The 16,134-nt window shown below is 65.6% G+C and carries 13 protein-coding genes; all 13 read left to right on the forward strand.

Annotated features, from left to right (window positions below):
- Positions 1–22 precede the first annotated feature (22 nt).
- The 13 genes from proS to rseP all read left to right on the forward strand — a co-directional run bounded on the left by proS (position 23) and on the right by rseP (position 15,987).
- Complete coding sequence (gene proS, locus KDJ86_RS07840) at positions 23–1,345, forward strand: proline--tRNA ligase (RefSeq protein ID WP_291744560.1); 1,323 nt, start codon at positions 23–25, stop codon at positions 1,343–1,345.
- Complete coding sequence (locus KDJ86_RS07845) at positions 1,314–2,666, forward strand: lipoprotein-releasing ABC transporter permease subunit (protein WP_291744561.1); 1,353 nt, start codon at positions 1,314–1,316, stop codon at positions 2,664–2,666. Before proS ends, KDJ86_RS07845 begins: the two co-directional genes overlap by 32 nt.
- On the forward strand, positions 2,663–3,373 hold the full coding sequence (locus KDJ86_RS07850) for an ABC transporter ATP-binding protein (protein ID WP_291744562.1): 711 nt from the start codon (positions 2,663–2,665) through the stop codon (positions 3,371–3,373). The genes KDJ86_RS07845 and KDJ86_RS07850 overlap by 4 nt, the downstream gene beginning before the upstream one ends.
- 4 nt (positions 3,374–3,377) lie before the next feature.
- Positions 3,378–4,307: a lytic transglycosylase domain-containing protein gene (locus tag KDJ86_RS07855; RefSeq protein ID WP_291744563.1), complete on the forward strand. Its 930-nt coding sequence runs from the start codon at positions 3,378–3,380 to the stop codon at positions 4,305–4,307.
- 298 nt (positions 4,308–4,605) lie between these two features.
- Complete coding sequence (gene dnaE / locus KDJ86_RS07860; protein ID WP_291744564.1) at positions 4,606–8,076, forward strand: DNA polymerase III subunit alpha; 3,471 nt, start codon at positions 4,606–4,608, stop codon at positions 8,074–8,076.
- Positions 8,077–8,527: 451 nt separating this feature from the next.
- Positions 8,528–9,625, forward strand: coding sequence for a 30S ribosomal protein S2 (locus KDJ86_RS07865; protein ID WP_291744565.1), 1,098 nt, complete (start codon positions 8,528–8,530; stop codon positions 9,623–9,625).
- A 15-nt stretch (positions 9,626–9,640) separates the two neighbouring features.
- Complete coding sequence (gene tsf, locus KDJ86_RS07870; protein WP_291744566.1) at positions 9,641–10,558, forward strand: translation elongation factor Ts; 918 nt, start codon at positions 9,641–9,643, stop codon at positions 10,556–10,558.
- An 86-nt stretch (positions 10,559–10,644) separates the two neighbouring features.
- Positions 10,645–11,367, forward strand: coding sequence for a UMP kinase (gene pyrH / locus KDJ86_RS07875; protein ID WP_291744567.1), 723 nt, complete (start codon positions 10,645–10,647; stop codon positions 11,365–11,367).
- Between the two features lie 56 nt (positions 11,368–11,423).
- Complete coding sequence (frr, locus tag KDJ86_RS07880; protein WP_291744568.1) at positions 11,424–11,972, forward strand: ribosome recycling factor; 549 nt, start codon at positions 11,424–11,426, stop codon at positions 11,970–11,972.
- A 49-nt stretch (positions 11,973–12,021) separates the two neighbouring features.
- Complete coding sequence (locus KDJ86_RS07885; protein ID WP_291744569.1) at positions 12,022–12,753, forward strand: isoprenyl transferase; 732 nt, start codon at positions 12,022–12,024, stop codon at positions 12,751–12,753.
- Positions 12,754–12,788: 35 nt separating this feature from the next.
- A complete protein-coding gene (locus KDJ86_RS07890) occupies positions 12,789–13,589 on the forward strand; it encodes a phosphatidate cytidylyltransferase (protein ID WP_291744570.1) in 801 nt (266 codons plus the stop codon).
- A complete protein-coding gene (gene dxr / locus KDJ86_RS07895) occupies positions 13,583–14,827 on the forward strand; it encodes a 1-deoxy-D-xylulose-5-phosphate reductoisomerase (protein WP_521085264.1) in 1,245 nt (414 codons plus the stop codon). Before KDJ86_RS07890 ends, dxr begins: the two co-directional genes overlap by 7 nt.
- A gap of 14 nt (positions 14,828–14,841) precedes the next feature.
- Positions 14,842–15,987, forward strand: coding sequence for an RIP metalloprotease RseP (gene rseP / locus KDJ86_RS07900; RefSeq protein WP_291744581.1), 1,146 nt, complete (start codon positions 14,842–14,844; stop codon positions 15,985–15,987).
- The last annotated feature ends 147 nt before the right edge of the window (positions 15,988–16,134 follow it).

Below are 16,134 nucleotides of genomic sequence, written 5' to 3' on the forward strand. Positions count from 1 at the left end.
CCTTGAGGAATCGCCCGAAACCATGCGCCTGTCCCGGTATTTTCTCCCCATTCTCCGCGAAACGCCGAAAGAGGCGGAGATCGTATCGCATCGCCTGATGCTGCGCGCCGGCATGCTCAGGCAACAGGCGGCCGGCATCTATTCCTGGCTGCCGCTCGGCGAGCGCGTGCTCGCCAGGATCGAGCAGATCGTGCGCGAAGAACAGGACCGGGCAGGGGCCATCGAGATCCTGATGCCCACGATCCAACCGGCCGACCTGTGGCGCGAAAGCGGGCGCTACGACGACTATGGCAAGGAGATGCTGCGAATCGTCGATCGCCACGAGCGCGACATGCTCTACGGGCCGACCAACGAGGAGATGGTGACGGATATCTTCCGCGCCTATGTCTCGTCCTATCGCTCGCTGCCGCTGAACCTCTATCACATCCAGTGGAAGTTCCGCGACGAGGTCCGGCCGCGCTTCGGCGTCATGCGGGGGCGCGAATTCCTGATGAAGGACGCCTATTCCTTCGATATCGACGAAGCGGCCGCCCGCGTCTCCTACAACAGGATGTTCGTGGCCTACCTCAAGACGTTCAAGCGGATGGGCCTGACCGCCATCCCGATGCGGGCGGAAACCGGCCCGATCGGCGGCGATCTCAGTCACGAATTCCTCGTCCTCGCCGACACCGGCGAATCCGGCGTCTATTGCCACAGGGACGTTCTCGACCAGACCGTTCCCGGCGACGACTTCGACTATGGCGGTGATCTCGATGCGGTCATAGCGCCGTGGACCGCCTATTACGCGGCCACCGAAGACGTCCATGATCCGGAACGATTCGAACGCGAGGTGCCGGAGGAGAAGCGCCTCCACACCCGTGGCATCGAGGTCGGCCAGGTCTTCTATTTCGGCACGAAATATTCCGTCCCGATGAAAGCCAATGTCGCCGGGCCCGACGGTGTCGAGCGGCCGGTGCACTGCGGCTCATACGGCATCGGCGTCTCACGGCTCGTCGGCGCCATCATCGAAGCGTCGCACGACGACGACGGAATCATCTGGCCGGACAGCGTCGCGCCGTTCACGGTCGGGCTTATCAACCTGAAGCCCGGCGACGGGCCGACCAGCGATGCGGCGGAAGGACTCTACGACCGCCTCACGAAAGCCGGAATCGCAGTCCTCTACGATGATGTCGACAACCGCGCCGGAGCGAAATTCGCGACGATGGATTTGATCGGGCTGCCCTGGCAGGTCATTGTCGGTCCGAAGGGAATCGCTTCGGGCGAGGTCGAGATCAAGCGACGCGCCACCGGCGAACGAGAGACGCTGACGATTGATGCTGCAATCAACCGACTCGTTGCCGGATAGGCCGACGACCGCCGCGGCCGCCCGGCCGGTAGGGGGAAAGGCAGCGCCGGCCAAGCGCCTGCCGGCGGGTACCGGTCCGTTCTCGCGCTTCGAGTGGATGCTCGCCGGCCGCTACCTGCGGGCACGCCGCCGCGAGGCGTTCATTTCCGTGATCGCGGGTTTCTCGTTCATCGGCATCATGCTCGGCGTCGCGACGCTGATCATCGTCATGGCGGTGATGAACGGCTTCCGGGCGCAGTTGATCGACAAGATTCTCGGCCTCAACGGCCACCTGATCGTGCAGGCGATGGATTCGCCGCTCACCGACTATGATCCCGTGGCGCAGCGGATCGCGGCGGTGCCGGGCGTGGCATCGGCGATCCCGCTTGTCGAGGGCCAGGCGCTGGCCAGCGGCTCGAACGCCTCCAACGGCGTGCTGGTCCGGGGCATTCGCGACGCCGACCTGCCGCATATCCGCGGCATTGCCGACAACGTGCAGCTCGGCAGCCTGGTCGATTTCGAAGCCTCGGGAGGTGTCGCGATCGGGACCCGCCTGGCGGCATCGCTCGGGCTGACGATCGGCAGCAACCTGACGCTGGTGTCACCGAACGGAAACGTGACGCCGCTCGGCGTAACCCCGCGCATCAAGGCCTATCCGGTGACCGCGATCTTCGAGATCGGGATGTCGGAATACGATTCGAGCTTCGTCTTCGTGCCATTCGCGGAGGCGCAGGCCTTCTTCAATCTCGGTGACGAGGCAAGCGCGATCGAGATCTACCTCGACAGCGCCGACAGCGTAGACGAGCTGCGGCCGGCGATCGAAGAGGCGGCCGACCGGCAGATACTGCTGACCGACTGGCAGCAACGCAACGTGACCTTCTTCTCGGCGCTCGAGGTCGAGCGGAACGTGATGTTCCTGATCCTCAGCCTGATCATCCTGATCGCCGCCCTGAACATCATCTCGGGGCTGACCATGCTGGTGAAGGAAAAGGGACACGCCATCGCGATCCTGAGGACGATGGGGGCGACCCGCGGCGCGATCATGCGGATCTTCTTCATCATCGGATCGGCGATCGGCGCGATCGGCACATTCGCCGGGTTCCTGCTCGGCGTTCTCATCTCGCTGAATATCGAGACGATCCGCGAGTGGATCGCGTCCTTCTTCACCACCGACGTCTTCTCCTCGGAGCTCTATTTCCTCAGTCAGCTCCCCGCCGACATGGACCCCGGCGAGACGCTGTCGGTGATCCTCATGGCGCTGGCGCTGTCGTTCCTCGCGACTCTCTATCCGGCATGGAGCGCGGCGCGGCTCGATCCGGTCGAGGCGCTGCGATACGAATGAGCACCGATGCGCCCGCCGAACGGCAGATCCGTCCGATCCTCAGCCTTCGCGGCGTCGAGCGCCACTTCAACGAGGGCCCGAGCCGGCTGACCGTCCTGTCCGGTGCCGATTTCGACCTTCGCCCCGGCGAGCTGGTGGCGCTCGCCGCGCCGTCCGGCGCCGGCAAGTCGACGCTGCTCCAGATCGCCGGGCTGCTGGAGAAACCCGACTCCGGCGACGTCGTCATTGCCGGACGCTCGGCCGGCAAGCTCTCCGACGCCGACCGGACGGCGATCCGGCGGGTGCAGATCGGCTTCGTCTATCAGTTCCACCATCTGCTCGGCGAATTCAGCGCGCTCGAAAACGTCATCATCCCGCAACTGATCCGCGGCCTCTCGAAGCCGGTCGCGACCCAGCGGGCGATGCAACTGCTCGGCTATATGAAGGTGAAGCAGCGCGCCGACCATCGCCCGGCGGAGCTCTCGGGGGGCGAGCAGCAGCGGGTAGCGATCGCCCGCGCCGTCGCCAATGCCCCGCGGCTCTTGCTGGCCGACGAGCCGACCGGCAACCTCGACCCGACCACCGCCGGCTATGTCTTCGACGGATTGACCCGCCTGGTGCGCGCGTCGAAACTCGGCGCTCTGATTGCGACCCATAACCACGACCTCGCTGCTCGCATGGACCGGCGGATCACCCTGGAGGGAGGCAAGGTCGTCGAGCTGGAGTAGCGGTATGCCGAGACCGGCGCCCGCGGCGATCCTGGTGGCTTTGCTCCTGCCGCTCCCGGTCCATGCCGAGGAGGAGGCGGCCCCGGCCCTCGATCTGGCAATGCCGGCCAAGGTGCTCGCCAACCGGGACGCGCCGGTGGAGAAGCCCGCCGCCGATGACCCGAAGACCATCTGCTCGCTGATCGAGGATGCCGCGGCGGCGCACCGCCTGCCGGTCGGCTTCTTCACCAGGCTGATCTGGAAGGAGAGCCGGTTCCGGCCCGACGCTCTGAGCCCCAAGGGCGCGCAGGGCATTGCCCAGTTCATGCCCGGTACCGCCGCGCTGCGCGAACTCGCCGATCCCTTCGACCCGATCGAAGCGATACCCGCATCCGCCCATTACCTGCGGGACCTGACCGATCAGTTCGGCAATCTCGGCCTTGCGGCCGCCGCCTATAATTCGGGCGAGAGGCGGGTGGAGACCTGGCTCGCAGGCTCCGGCGGCCTGCCGTTCGAGACCCGGAGCTACGTCCTGTCCATCACCGGCTGGACGGCCGACGAATGGAACAGCGAGGCGGCGGCCGGCTTCACCAGGACCACGGAAGGGCGGAAGGAGGACTGCCTGGAGCTGGCGGCGCGCCTTGCGAAGCCCGGAGCCGGTTCGCAGCTGGTTGCCGAATACAAGAAGGCGGACTGGGCGCCCTGGGGCGTGCAGGTCGCCGGTAACTTCTCGCTCAACCGCGCGATGGCGGCGTATAGCCGGCAGCAGGCGCGCTACGCCTCGGTGCTCGGTGGCCAGACCCCGATGGTCGTGCGCGGCGTCAATCGCAGCATGGGCAACGCCCCGGTCTTCCAGATCCGCGTGCCGGCCCAGACGCGCCAGGAAGCGAGCGACATCTGCAGGCGGCTGAAGGCGGCCGGCGGCGCATGCCTCGTCCTGAAGACGGGGCGGTAGGATCGGATGTGGTTGCCCCGAGCGACGTCTCCATCCCGAGGACCCAGGAAAGCGGTGCTTGACAAAAGAACAAAACAAGAACATACTCCATCTCCAACAAGCGAGGGATCTGGAAAATGACCGCTTTCGTCAAGGACATAGCCGCTCTGATCGTGATCACCACCTTCATCGCCTCGATTGGCGTGATGTCGGAAGCCGTGCGCCTCGTCATGTGACGATTCCGCCCGGGGAATAACCGGGCGTCGGCGTGGACATGCGGGCGGCCCTTGGCGACACTTGGTGCCTGGAGGATCGCACCATGAGTCGCATCGCCGAAGAGGTCGGCTTCGTCCACCTGAGGGTCCATTCCGCTTTCTCGTTGCTCGAGGGAGCGCTGCCGCTCAAGAAGCTGGCGGCGCTCGCAACGGCGGACCGGATGCCGGCGCTCGGCATCACCGACACGGGGAACCTCTTCGGTGCGCTCGAGTTCGCCGAGAAGATGGCCGGGGAGGGCATCCAGCCGATCGTCGGCTGCCAGCTTGCCGTCGATTTCGGCGACGATGGGGGGAGCGAGCGGTCGGGCATGGGTGGCGGGCCCGCGCAGAAGCGCCTTTCCAGCGTCGTGCTGATCGCCGCGGGCGAACAGGGCTACTGGAACCTCGTCAAGCTTGTCTCCAGGTCGTTTCTCGAAAGCGACGCCGGCGACAGGCCGCACGTCGCCATCGATGACGTCGCGCCGCTGGCGGATGGCCTGATCGCGCTGACCGGCGGGCCCGGTGGCCCGGTTGACGAGGCGATAGCCGCGGGCAACATGCATCTTGCCGCCGAGCGTCTCGATCGGCTCTCGGCGCTCTTCCCCGACAGGCTCTATGTCGAGCTCCAGCGTCACGGACTGGCGGCCGAGAAGCTTGTCGAGCCGCTAATCGTCGAACTCGCCTATGCCCGCGACCTGCCGCTGGTCGCCACCAACGAATGTTTTTTCCCGACCCGTGACGACTACGAGGCCCATGACGCGTTGATCTGCATCGCGGAAGGCACGGTGATCGGCGACGACAACCGGCGGAGGCTCACACCGGAGCATTACTTCAAGAGCCGGGCGGAGATGGTCGAATTGTTCGCCGACCTGCCGGAGGCGGCCGCGAACACCGTCGAGATCGCCATGCGGTGCGCTTTCTGGCCGAGGGTCCGGAAGCCGATCCTGCCGCGTTTCGCCGGCGCCGATGCCGATCCGGAAACCGCCGACGCGGCGGAGGCCGAGCTGCTCCGCGAGACGGCGCGGAAAGGTCTGGCCAGACGTCTGGAGGTCCACGGCCTGGCGCCGGGCCGGACCGAGGCCGACTACAACGAACGGCTCGAATTCGAGCTCGGCGTCATCGAGCGGATGAAATATCCCGGCTATTTCCTGATCGTCGCGGATTTCATCCAATGGGCGAAGTCGCAGTCGATCCCCGTCGGCCCGGGCCGCGGTTCCGGCGCGGGGTCGCTGGTCGCCTGGGTGCTCACCATCACCGACCTCGATCCCTTGCGCTTCGATCTGCTGTTCGAACGTTTTCTCAATCCCGATCGCGTCTCGATGCCGGACTTCGACATCGACTTCTGCCAGAACCGGCGCGACGAGGTGATCCACTACGTCCAGCAGAAATACGGCGCCGACCACGTGGCGCAGATCATCACCTTCGGCAGCCTCCAGGCGCGGGCCTGCCTGCGCGACGTCGGCCGCGTGCTGCAGATGCCATACGGGCAGGTGGACAGGATCGCCAAGATGATCCCGTTCAATCCGGCCGCGCCGGTTTCGCTGGAAAAGGCGGTCGCCGACGAGCCGCGCCTCCAGGCGATGCGGGAGGAGGAGCCGGTCGTCGACCGGCTGTTGACCGTCGCCAACAAGCTTGAGGGGCTCTATCGCCACGCCTCGACCCACGCCGCCGGCATCGTCATCGGCGACCGGGCACTCGACCAGCTGGTGCCGCTCTATCGAGACCCGCGCTCAGGCATGCAGGTCACCCAGTTCAACATGAAATGGGTCGAGAATGCCGGCCTCGTGAAGTTCGACTTCCTTGGCCTGAAGACCCTTACCGTGCTTGATATCGCCGCCCGGATGGTGCGCGAACGCGGCATCGACCTCGACCTCCTGCGTATTCCGCTGGATGATCAGAAGACCTTCGACATGCTGACCCGCGGCGAGACGGTCGGCGTGTTCCAGGTTGAAAGCGCGGGCATGCGGCGGGCACTGGTCGACATGCGGCCGGACCGCTTCGAGGACCTGATCGCCCTGGTCGCGCTCTATCGCCCCGGCCCGATGGCCAACATCCCGAGCTATTGCGCCCGCAAGGCCGGCAAGGAACGGGTCGAATACCTCCATCCCGAGCTTGAGGCGATCCTCGCGCCGACCTACGGCATCATCACCTATCAGGAACAGGTCCAGCAGATCGCCCGGGTGCTGGCCGGCTATACGCTGGCGGAGGCGGATCTTCTCCGCCGTGCCATGGGCAAGAAGATCAAGGCGGAGATGGACGCCCAGCGCGGCCGTTTCCTCGAAGGCGCGACCGAGCGGGGCATCGATCGCGGGCTCGCCAACACCATCTTCGATGCCTGCGCCAAGTTCGCCGAATACGGCTTCAACAAGTCCCACTCGGCGCCCTACGCCTTCATCACCTACCAGACCGCTTATCTGAAGGCGAACTTCCCGGCGGAGTTCCTCGCCGCCTCGATGACGCTCGATACCGGCAACACCGACAAGGTGGCCGAGTTCCGTCGCGAGGCCATGCGGCTTGGAATCACCGTCGAGGCGCCGTCGGTCAACCGGTCCGGGGTGGAATTCGACGTCGAGGACGGCCGCATCCTCTATTCGCTGTGCGCGATCAAGGGGGTCGGCGCCCAGGCGGTGGCGCATCTGGTCGAGGCACGCAAGGACGGCACGTTCCGCGATCTCGCGGATTTCGCCGGCCGCATCAATCCGAAACTCTTCAACAAGCGGACGCTGGAAAGCCTCGTCTGTGCCGGCGCCTTTGACGAGATCGAGCCGGACCGGGCCCGGGTCTTTGCCGGCGTCGACCGGATCATGGGGCTGGCGACCCGCCGCCAGGACAGCGCCGCGGTCGGCCAGGCCGAGCTGTTCGGCGGAGGAGGGGCCGAGGCCGAGCCGATCGTCCTGCCGGTCGCCGAACCGTGGGTGGCGGCGGAGAAGCTGCAGCGCGAACATGACGCGGTCGGCTTCTATCTGTCCGCTCATCCGCTGGACGAGTACCAGCCGGTGCTCGAACGGATGCGGGTGCAGACCTGGTCCGAGTTTGTCGAATCCGTCCATCGCGGCGCGACGGCCGGTCGCCTTGCCGGCACGGTCACCGCGAAGCAGGAACGCCGGACCCGCACCGGCAACCGGATGGGCGTGGTGCAACTCTCGGATCCGAGTGGGTCCTACGAGGCCGTGATCTTCTCCGAGAACCTTGCCCAGTACCGCGAGCTCCTCGAGCCGGGGCGATCGGTGGTGGTCCTGGTCAGCGCGGAAGATCGGCCGGAGGGCATCAATATCCAGATCCAGTCCGTTGAACCGCTTGATAAATTCGTCTCCGGTCTCAAGCAGATTCGAGTCTATCTCCGCGACGAGGCGCCGCTTGCCAGCGTCCAGCGTCATCTCGCGCCAAAGGGCGAGGGGTCCGTCAGCCTGATCCTGCTGCTCGAGGAAGGGCGGCGGGAAATCGAGATGGACCTGCCCGGCCGCTATGCGGTCTCGCCCCAGATCGCCAGCGCCCTCCGTGCCGTGAACGGCGTCGTCCAGGTCGAGCTCGTCTAGAGCCAACGGCGGAATTTTCCGCAAAATCCGATACATGCAAGACATTTCTCACTCGCGACATCCGTTCACGATTCCGTGATCGGCCTGGTGGAATTTGCATTGCCGAGGGCGGCAGCGCCCGCGACATGCCCGGACGGTCGCGACCGAATATCCGACGAGGCCCGGCGAGGACCGGCGACCGATGACCTTGCCGGTTTCCAGGCGGCGGAACCGGTCAGCGGTGGCGGGGGCAGGAGAACCTCCGGGGATTGGCGTCGGCATGCCAGCCGTGCGCTGACACCCTATTGCACCGGCCCATACCAATCCCTATAAGACCGCCATCACACACGCGGGGGTTCGGTCCGCTCGTCCGGAATATCCGGCCGAAACGGTCCGACCGGTGCCTGATCCCAGGCTTGCGGCATATGCCGCGTCCCCGCGGAGGACGAACCGGTGAAGGAGACAGGTAGTCATGGCACTGCCCGATTTTACTATGCGCCAGCTGCTGGAAGCTGGTGTTCACTTTGGCCACCAGAAGCATCGCTGGAACCCGAAGATGGCGCCGTATCTCTACGGCGTCCGTAACAACATCCACATCATCGACCTCGCGCAGACGGTGCCGATGCTCCATCGCGCCCTGCAGACGGTGAGCGATGCGGTCGCCCAGGGCGGCCGGGTGCTCTTCGTCGGCACCAAGCGCCAGGCGACCGACCCGGTCGCCGCCGCCGCCGGCCGCTGCGCCCAGTATTACGTGAACTCGCGCTGGCTCGGCGGGATGCTGACCAACTGGAAGACGATCTCGCGATCGATCCAGCGGCTGCGGGAAGTTGACGAGACCCTCGCCGGCGAGGCGACCGGACTGACCAAGAAGGAACGCCTGACGCTGACCCGCGAGCGCGACAAGCTCGAGAAGGCGCTGGGCGGCATCAAGGATATGGGCGGGGTTCCCGACCTGATCTTCGTGATCGACACCAACAAGGAAGCGATCGCGATCAAGGAGGCGACCCGCCTGGGTATCCCGATCGCGGCGGTCGTCGACTCGAACTGCGATCCGGATGACATCACCTACCCGATTCCGGGCAATGACGATGCCGGCCGGGCGATCACCCTCTACTGCGACCTCGTCGCCCGCGCCGCGATCGACGGCATCTCGCGGGCCCAGGGCGACGCCGGAATCGACATCGGCGCGGCTGAGGACGTGGCCGAGCCCGCGCTCGAGGAAGCCGTGGTGGCGACCAACGGCGCCGGCGACGTGACGATGGCGGCGGCCGAGGTGGTCGAGCCGCAGACCATGGAAGCCGCGCAGGTGGCTGCCGCGGAAGAGGAAGAGGAACCCACCGGGCCGCTGTTCGTGGCGCCCGAGGGAGATCCGGACGATCTGAAGAAGATCAGTGGCGTGGGGCCGGTTCTGGAGCAGAAGCTCCACAGCCTCGGCATCACCAAGCTCGATCAGATCGCCAACTTCTCCGACGAGGAGATCGAGAAAGTGGATTCGGCACTCAACTTCAAGGGCCGGATCCAGCGGGACGACTGGATCGGTCAGGCCAGAGCCCTGACCGGCGAAGACTGATTCAAAGGTACCGACATGGCTATCTCAGCAGCACAGGTTAAGGAACTCCGCGACCAGACGGGCGCGGGCATGATGGACTGCAAGGCGGCGCTGACGGAGACCGACGGTGACATCGAGGCGGCGATCGACTGGCTCCGGACCAAGGGTCTGTCGAAAGCGGCCAAGAAGGCCGACCGCGTGGCTGCCGAGGGGCTGATCGGCGTCGCCACCGGCGATGGCAAGGCGGTCATGGTCGAGGTCAATTCCGAGACCGACTTCGTCGCCCGCAATGCCGACTTCCAGGCGCTCGTCAACGGCATTGCCGAAGCCGCCCTGACGACCGACGGCTCGATCGAGGCGATCAACGCGGCGCGGATGCCATCCGGCGGGACGACCGTCGAGGAGGCGATCAAGAATGCGATCGCGACGATCGGCGAGAACATGACGCTGCGGCGCTCGGCGGTCGTGTCGGTGAGCCCCGGGGTCGTGGCCTCCTATGTCCATAACGCGGTCGCGCCGGGCCTCGGCAAGATCGGCGTGCTGGTCGGCGTCCAGTCGGGCGGCGATGCCGAGAAGCTTGCCGCGATCGGCAAGCAGGTCGCGATGCATGTCGCCGCTGCCAATCCGCTCGCGGTGCGGGAGGAAGAGGTCGATCCGGCCGTGGTCGCGCGCGAGCGGGCCATCTTCTCCGAGCAGGCGCGGGAATCCGGCAAGCCGGAATCGATCATCGAGAAGATGGTCGAGGGCCGCATCCGCAAGTTCCATGAGGAAGTTGTCCTGCTGTCGCAGGCATTCGTCGTCGATACGGAGAAGACCGTAGGCGAGGCCATCAAGGCGGCGGAGGACGGTTCGCCGATCGAGGTCACCGAATTCGTCGTCTTCCGGCTTGGCGAAGGCGTCGAGAAGGAGGAGAGCGATTTCGCCGCGGAAGTTGCCGCCGCTGCCGGCGGCTGAAGCCGGACGGCGCCTGCAAAAGTGACATCGTCCCGGTCATCGTGTATCGGGGAAGCCCTTCGGCGATCCTCTACGAATCGGGACGAATGACCGGGCGACCGCAGTACGAAAGAGTCCTCCTCAAGCTCTCCGGCGAAGTCCTTGCCGGGGAGGCCGGCAGCGGGATCGATCCGTCAGTGGTCGATCGCCTCGCCGGCGAGATAGCCGAAGCGCGCAGCCTCGGCAGCAGGATCGGCGTCGTCGCCGGGGGCGGTAATTTCGTCCGTGGCGCAACATTCGCCGGCAATGGCGGAAACCGGGTCGCCGGCGACCAGATGGGCATGCTCGGGACCGTCATGAACGCCATCGCATTCCGCGAGGCGCTCGAAAGACGCGGTGTCCCGGCCCGCATCTTCTCGGCAATGCCGGTGCCGACGGTCTGCGAGACCTTCACCCAGCGGGACGCGGACCGGGCCTTCGATGCCGGCGAGGTCCTGCTCTTTGCCGGCGGGACGGGCAACCCGTTCTTCACCACCGATACGGGAGCCGCGCTGCGCGCCGCCGAGATGGACTGCGACGCCCTGTTCAAGGGCACCCAGGTCGACGGGATCTATTCCGCGGACCCGAAACGCGACCCGAATGCCGTCCGTTACGACCGCCTGACCCATGAAGACGTGCTGGCCAAGGGGCTGCGGGTGATGGACGCGGCCGCCGTATCGCTTGCCCGCGACAACGGTATTCCGGTAATCGTGTTTTCGATCCTTCAGCCTGGCTCGATCGTTGCTATTCTGAAGGGTGAAGGGCAATCGACGATCGTCACCGACAGTTGATGCCACCGACCGCCACGTGTGGGTCGGAAGGGATCGTCAGCCGATAGGAAATCGACATGGACCTGAATGACCTCGATCGCCGCATGAAAGGCGCCATCTCCGTCCTCAAGACCGAACTCGGAGGACTGCGGACAGGGAGGGCCTCGGTCAACCTGCTCGAACCCATCCACGTCGAGGTCTACGGCGCGTCGATGCCGCTCAACCAGGTGGCGACGATCAGCGTTCCGGAGTCGCGCATGCTGTCGGTTCAGGTGTGGGACAAGTCGAATGCCCAGGCGGTCGAGCGCGCCATCCGCGAGTCCAATCTGGGGCTCAATCCGATCAGTGAGGGGCAACTGCTGCGCATCCCGATTCCGGAGCTCAATGCCGAGCGCCGCCAGGAACTGGTCAAGGTCGCGCACAAATACGCCGAGCAGGCGAAGGTCGCGGTTCGCCATGTCCGGCGCGACGGGCTGGACACCCTGAAGAAGGAAGAAAAAGAAGGGGGCATGGGTGAGGACGAGAGCCACGGCCTGGCTGATCAGATCCAGAAGCTGACCGACGGCTCGATCGTCGAGATCGACGAACTGCTTGCCCAGAAGGAAGGCGAAATCACTCAGGTCTGAGGGCGATCCGCTGGGCGCCGCCATGAGACCGCAGGCCAGAGAGCGTAGCTTGGTCACGGATGCGAAAGCCGGGGGAGGCACGCCGCCAGTCCATGTGGCGATCATCATGGACGGCAACGGGCGCTGGGCGGAAGCACGCGGCCTGCCGCGCAGCGAGGGCCACCGGCGTGGGGTCGAGGCGGTTCGCCGAACCGTCACGGCGGCTTCCGATCTCGGCATCGGCTACCTGACGCTCTTCAGCTTCTCTTCGGAAAACTGGTCGCGGCCGCCGGCCGAGGTCGAGTTCCTTTTCGGGCTCCTTCGCATGTTCATCCGGCGTGACCTTGCCCGGCTCCATCGGCAGGGCGTACGGATCCAGGTGATCGGCTCGCGCCACGAGCTGCCGAAAGACATAGCCGCCCTGATCAACGAAGCCGAGGCGAAGACCGCCGGGAATACCGGCCTGTGCATGGTCGTCGCCTTCAACTATGGCGGCCGGGACGAGATCGCGCGCGCCGCGCGTGAGATTGCGCGCAAGGTTGCCCGGGGCGGCATCGATCCCGCCGAGGTCGACGAGGCGATGATCGCCTCACACCTCGATACCGCGAATATGCCGGATCCGGATCTCGTCATCCGGACCAGCGGAGAGATGCGGCTCAGCAACTTCCTGCTCTGGCAATCCGCCTATGCTGAATTCGTCTTCCTGCCGCTCCACTGGCCCGATTTTGACGATGCGGCGCTGAAATCGGCCATTGCCGAGTTTTCCCAGCGTTCGCGCCGCTTTGGCGGAAGGCTCAAGTGAATGTCCTGGAGCGCGGCGCGCATCCGGCTGGTTCGATGACGGTTGCCCCCGACCTCCTGCCAAGGATCGCCTCGGCGATCGTGTTGGGCGCGGTCGCCCTTGCCGGCGCATGGTGGGGCGGGATGGTCACGGCCGTCCTGGTGGCGGCAGCTTCGGCCATCGTCCACCTTGAATGGACCGGCATCACCGAAGGGGCCCAGCGCGCGGCACTGGCTTTCACCGGCGCGGTCGCCGCGATCATGATCATCGCCGGCGCCGGATATCCCGAGGTGGCGGCGGCGGTCGGATGCATCATAGCGATCGTGGCAGCCGCCCTCGGTCCGCGACCATGGCGCCCGGCCGGCATCGTCTATGCCGCGGCCTTCGGGCTGTCGCTGCTCGCGCTCCGCGACTCGGCCGACGGGCTGGCCGCGATCGGCTTCCTGTTCGCGGTCGTCTGGGCGACGGATATCGGCGCCTATTTCGCCGGCAGGGCGATCGGCGGGCCGAAGCTCTGGCCCGCGGTGTCGCCCAGGAAGACCTGGTCGGGCGCAATTGGCGGGCTGGGCGCCGCGGTGATCGCCGGCCTTGCGGTCGCATGGGCGGTTGACATTCCGATTGTTGCCGCCCTGGTTCCGGTCGCCCTGGCACTGTCGATTGCCGGGCAGTGCGGAGACCTGTTCGAATCCTCCGTCAAGCGTCACTTCGGGGTCAAGGATTCCGGGACGATCATTCCGGGTCACGGCGGTATGATGGATCGGGTGGATGGCCTTGTCTTCTCGGCCGTCGTCGCTGTTCTGGCGGGCTTGGTCCATAGTGGTGGGATCGACGCAGCAAGAGGACTGATCAGGTGGTGAGCATCCCCGTTTCATCGGCTCCGGAAGACGCTTCCGCGGTGACCCCGCCGGAGCGGGTGAAGCGTATCTCGATTTTCGGCGCGACCGGCTCCATCGGCACCAACACGCTCGCCGTCATCGCGGACCGGCCGGGCGCGTTCGAGGTCGAGGCGGTGACGGCATTCGGCAATGCCGAGAGCCTTGCCCGGGTGGCGAAGCAGGTTGGGGCCAAGGTGGCGGTTATCGCCGACCGCAACAGCCAGAGCACTCTCGAGGCAGCGCTTTCCGGCACCGGAATCGAAGCCGCGTCGGGGGAAAAGGGGATAGAGGAGGCCGCGTCGCGACCCGTCGACATCGTGGTCGCCGGAATCGTCGGCGCGGCGGGGCTCTCGCCGACACTGGCGGCGATCCAGGCCGGCTCGAACATCGCGCTGGCCAACAAGGAATGCCTGGTTTGCGCCGGGGACCTTTTCATGAAGGCGGCCCAGGAGGCCGGATCCACCATTCTTCCCGTCGATTCCGAGCATAATGCGGTCTTCCAGGCCTTGGGCAGCAATAATCTCGACGACGTCGACAAGATCATCCTGACGGCCTCCGGCGGCCCGTTTCGCGACTGGACCAAGCAGGCCATGGCCGCGGCTTCGCCCGAGGAGGCCATCAAGCATCCCAACTGGTCGATGGGCCCGAAGATCAGCGTCGATTCGGCCACCCTGATGAACAAGGGGCTGGAGCTGATCGAGGCCCATCATCTGTTCGGGGTCGGAAACGACCGTCTCGACGTCCTTGTCCATCCGCAATCGATCGTCCACGGCATCGTCGCCTTCAAGGACGGGACGATGATCTCGGCGATGAGCGCTCCGGACATGCGCATGCCGATTGCGCATTGCCTGTCGTGGCCGCAGCGCGGCGATGATGCCGGTCTCGGTCTCGACCTCGCCAAGGTCGGCAAGCTGACGTTCGAGAAGCCCGATACCGACCGTTTTCCGGCTCTGCGGGTGGCGCGGGATGCGTTGGATGCCGGCGGTTGGGCAACGAATACGCTCAACGCCGCCAACGAGGTCGCGGTCGCCGCCTATCTGGCGGGCAATATCGGCTTCCTCGAAATAGCCCGATTGGTCGAGGATACGATTGCCGAAGTCGCTTCGGCAGGCCTCGACCGGACGCCGGAAACCATCAAGGACGCTCTCGCGCTCGACAAGGAAGGGCGACGCATCGCGACCGGGCTGATCGCCCGGTACCAGCAAAAGTCATCTCGCTAGGGAAGAATCTGCGCATGGAAGCCCTCGGCTTTCTTGAAAATTTCGGTTCGACGGCGATCGGCTATGTCGTGCCGTTCCTTTTTGTCCTGACGATTGTCGTGTTCTTCCATGAACTCGGGCATTTCCTGGCCGCGCGCCGATGCGGCGTCGGGGTCAAGGTGTTCTCGGTGGGGTTCGGGCCCGAGCTTGTCGGCTTCAACGATCGCAAGGGAACGCGCTGGCGGCTCTCGATGGTCCCGCTCGGCGGCTATGTGCGATTCGTCGGCGACGAGAACGAGGCGAGCCAGACCGACGCCAGGGCGCTCGCCGAAATGGACGAGGATGAACGCCGCCGGGCCTTCGCGACCAAGAGCGTCGGTGCGCGGGCCTTCATCGTCGCGGCCGGCCCGATTGCGAACTTCATCCTGGCGATCGTCATTTTCGCTGCGATTTTCTCGATTTACGGCAGGCAGGTGACGACGCCGCGGGTCGACAATGTGGTGGCCGGCAGTCCGGCCGAACGCGCCGGTTTCGAGGCCGGCGACATCATCGTCGAGATCGATGGTCAGCCGATTGGGGATTTCTCGCAATTACAGCGCATTGTGAGCATCAGTTCAGATGTCGCGCTGACATTCGTGGTTCAGCGCGGGGAGGAGCGGGTCACCCTGACGGCGACGCCGGAACGCCAGGAGATCACGGACCGCTTCGGCAACAAGCATCGCGTCGGAATCCTCGGGATTCAGCGCAATACCACCGGCGCCGACATCAAGGTCGAGACCTACTCGCCGATCCAGGCGGTCGGGCTGGCGGCGTCCGAGACCTGGTTCGTGACCGAACGGACGCTGTCCTACCTCTTCGCCGTCGTCGTCGGGCGGGAATCGGCCGATCAGCTCGGCGGGCCGCTCCGGGTCGCGGAAGTATCGGCCCAGGTCGCAACGATCGGATTCGTTGCGTTGATCAATCTGGCGGCAATCCTCTCGATTTCGATCGGGCTGATCAATCTCTTCCCGGTGCCGATGCTGGACGGGGGGCATCTCCTGTATTTCGCCGTCGAGGCCATCCGCGGCCGACCGCTCAGCGAAAAAGCCCAGGACGTGGGCTTCAGGATTGGCTTCGCAGCCGTCGTGATGTTAATGATTTTCGCAACCTGGAACGATATTATTCATTTGAGTTCCTTGTAAAAACGGGCTTCGATGCGTGTCATCGGAGCAACGCTTGGACAGATTCGGCGGCCGGGTGTGGGGGCAGGGTTGCGTGGGTTCGAAAAGGCTGTAAATCTCGCCGCCGGACGACCGGACAGGGCGAATCTCGCTGGGGTTTGCCGTGGC

It is taken from the genome of Bauldia sp. (genome assembly GCF_020442045.1).
Taxonomy (GTDB): domain Bacteria; phylum Pseudomonadota; class Alphaproteobacteria; order Rhizobiales; family Kaistiaceae; genus Bauldia.

Coding starts and splice junctions, on each gene's coding strand:
- proS (WP_291744560.1), top strand. CDS start 23: ATGCGCCTGTCCCGGTATTTTCTCCCCATTCTCCGCGAAACGCCGAAA.
- KDJ86_RS07845 (WP_291744561.1), top strand. CDS start 1,314: ATGCTGCAATCAACCGACTCGTTGCCGGATAGGCCGACGACCGCCGCG.
- KDJ86_RS07850 (WP_291744562.1), top strand. CDS start 2,663: ATGAGCACCGATGCGCCCGCCGAACGGCAGATCCGTCCGATCCTCAGC.
- KDJ86_RS07855 (WP_291744563.1), top strand. CDS start 3,378: ATGCCGAGACCGGCGCCCGCGGCGATCCTGGTGGCTTTGCTCCTGCCG.
- dnaE (WP_291744564.1), top strand. CDS start 4,606: ATGAGTCGCATCGCCGAAGAGGTCGGCTTCGTCCACCTGAGGGTCCAT.
- KDJ86_RS07865 (WP_291744565.1), top strand. CDS start 8,528: ATGGCACTGCCCGATTTTACTATGCGCCAGCTGCTGGAAGCTGGTGTT.
- tsf (WP_291744566.1), top strand. CDS start 9,641: ATGGCTATCTCAGCAGCACAGGTTAAGGAACTCCGCGACCAGACGGGC.
- pyrH (WP_291744567.1), top strand. CDS start 10,645: ATGACCGGGCGACCGCAGTACGAAAGAGTCCTCCTCAAGCTCTCCGGC.
- frr (WP_291744568.1), top strand. CDS start 11,424: ATGGACCTGAATGACCTCGATCGCCGCATGAAAGGCGCCATCTCCGTC.
- KDJ86_RS07890 (WP_291744570.1), top strand. CDS start 12,789: ATGACGGTTGCCCCCGACCTCCTGCCAAGGATCGCCTCGGCGATCGTG.
- rseP (WP_291744581.1), top strand. CDS start 14,842: ATGGAAGCCCTCGGCTTTCTTGAAAATTTCGGTTCGACGGCGATCGGC.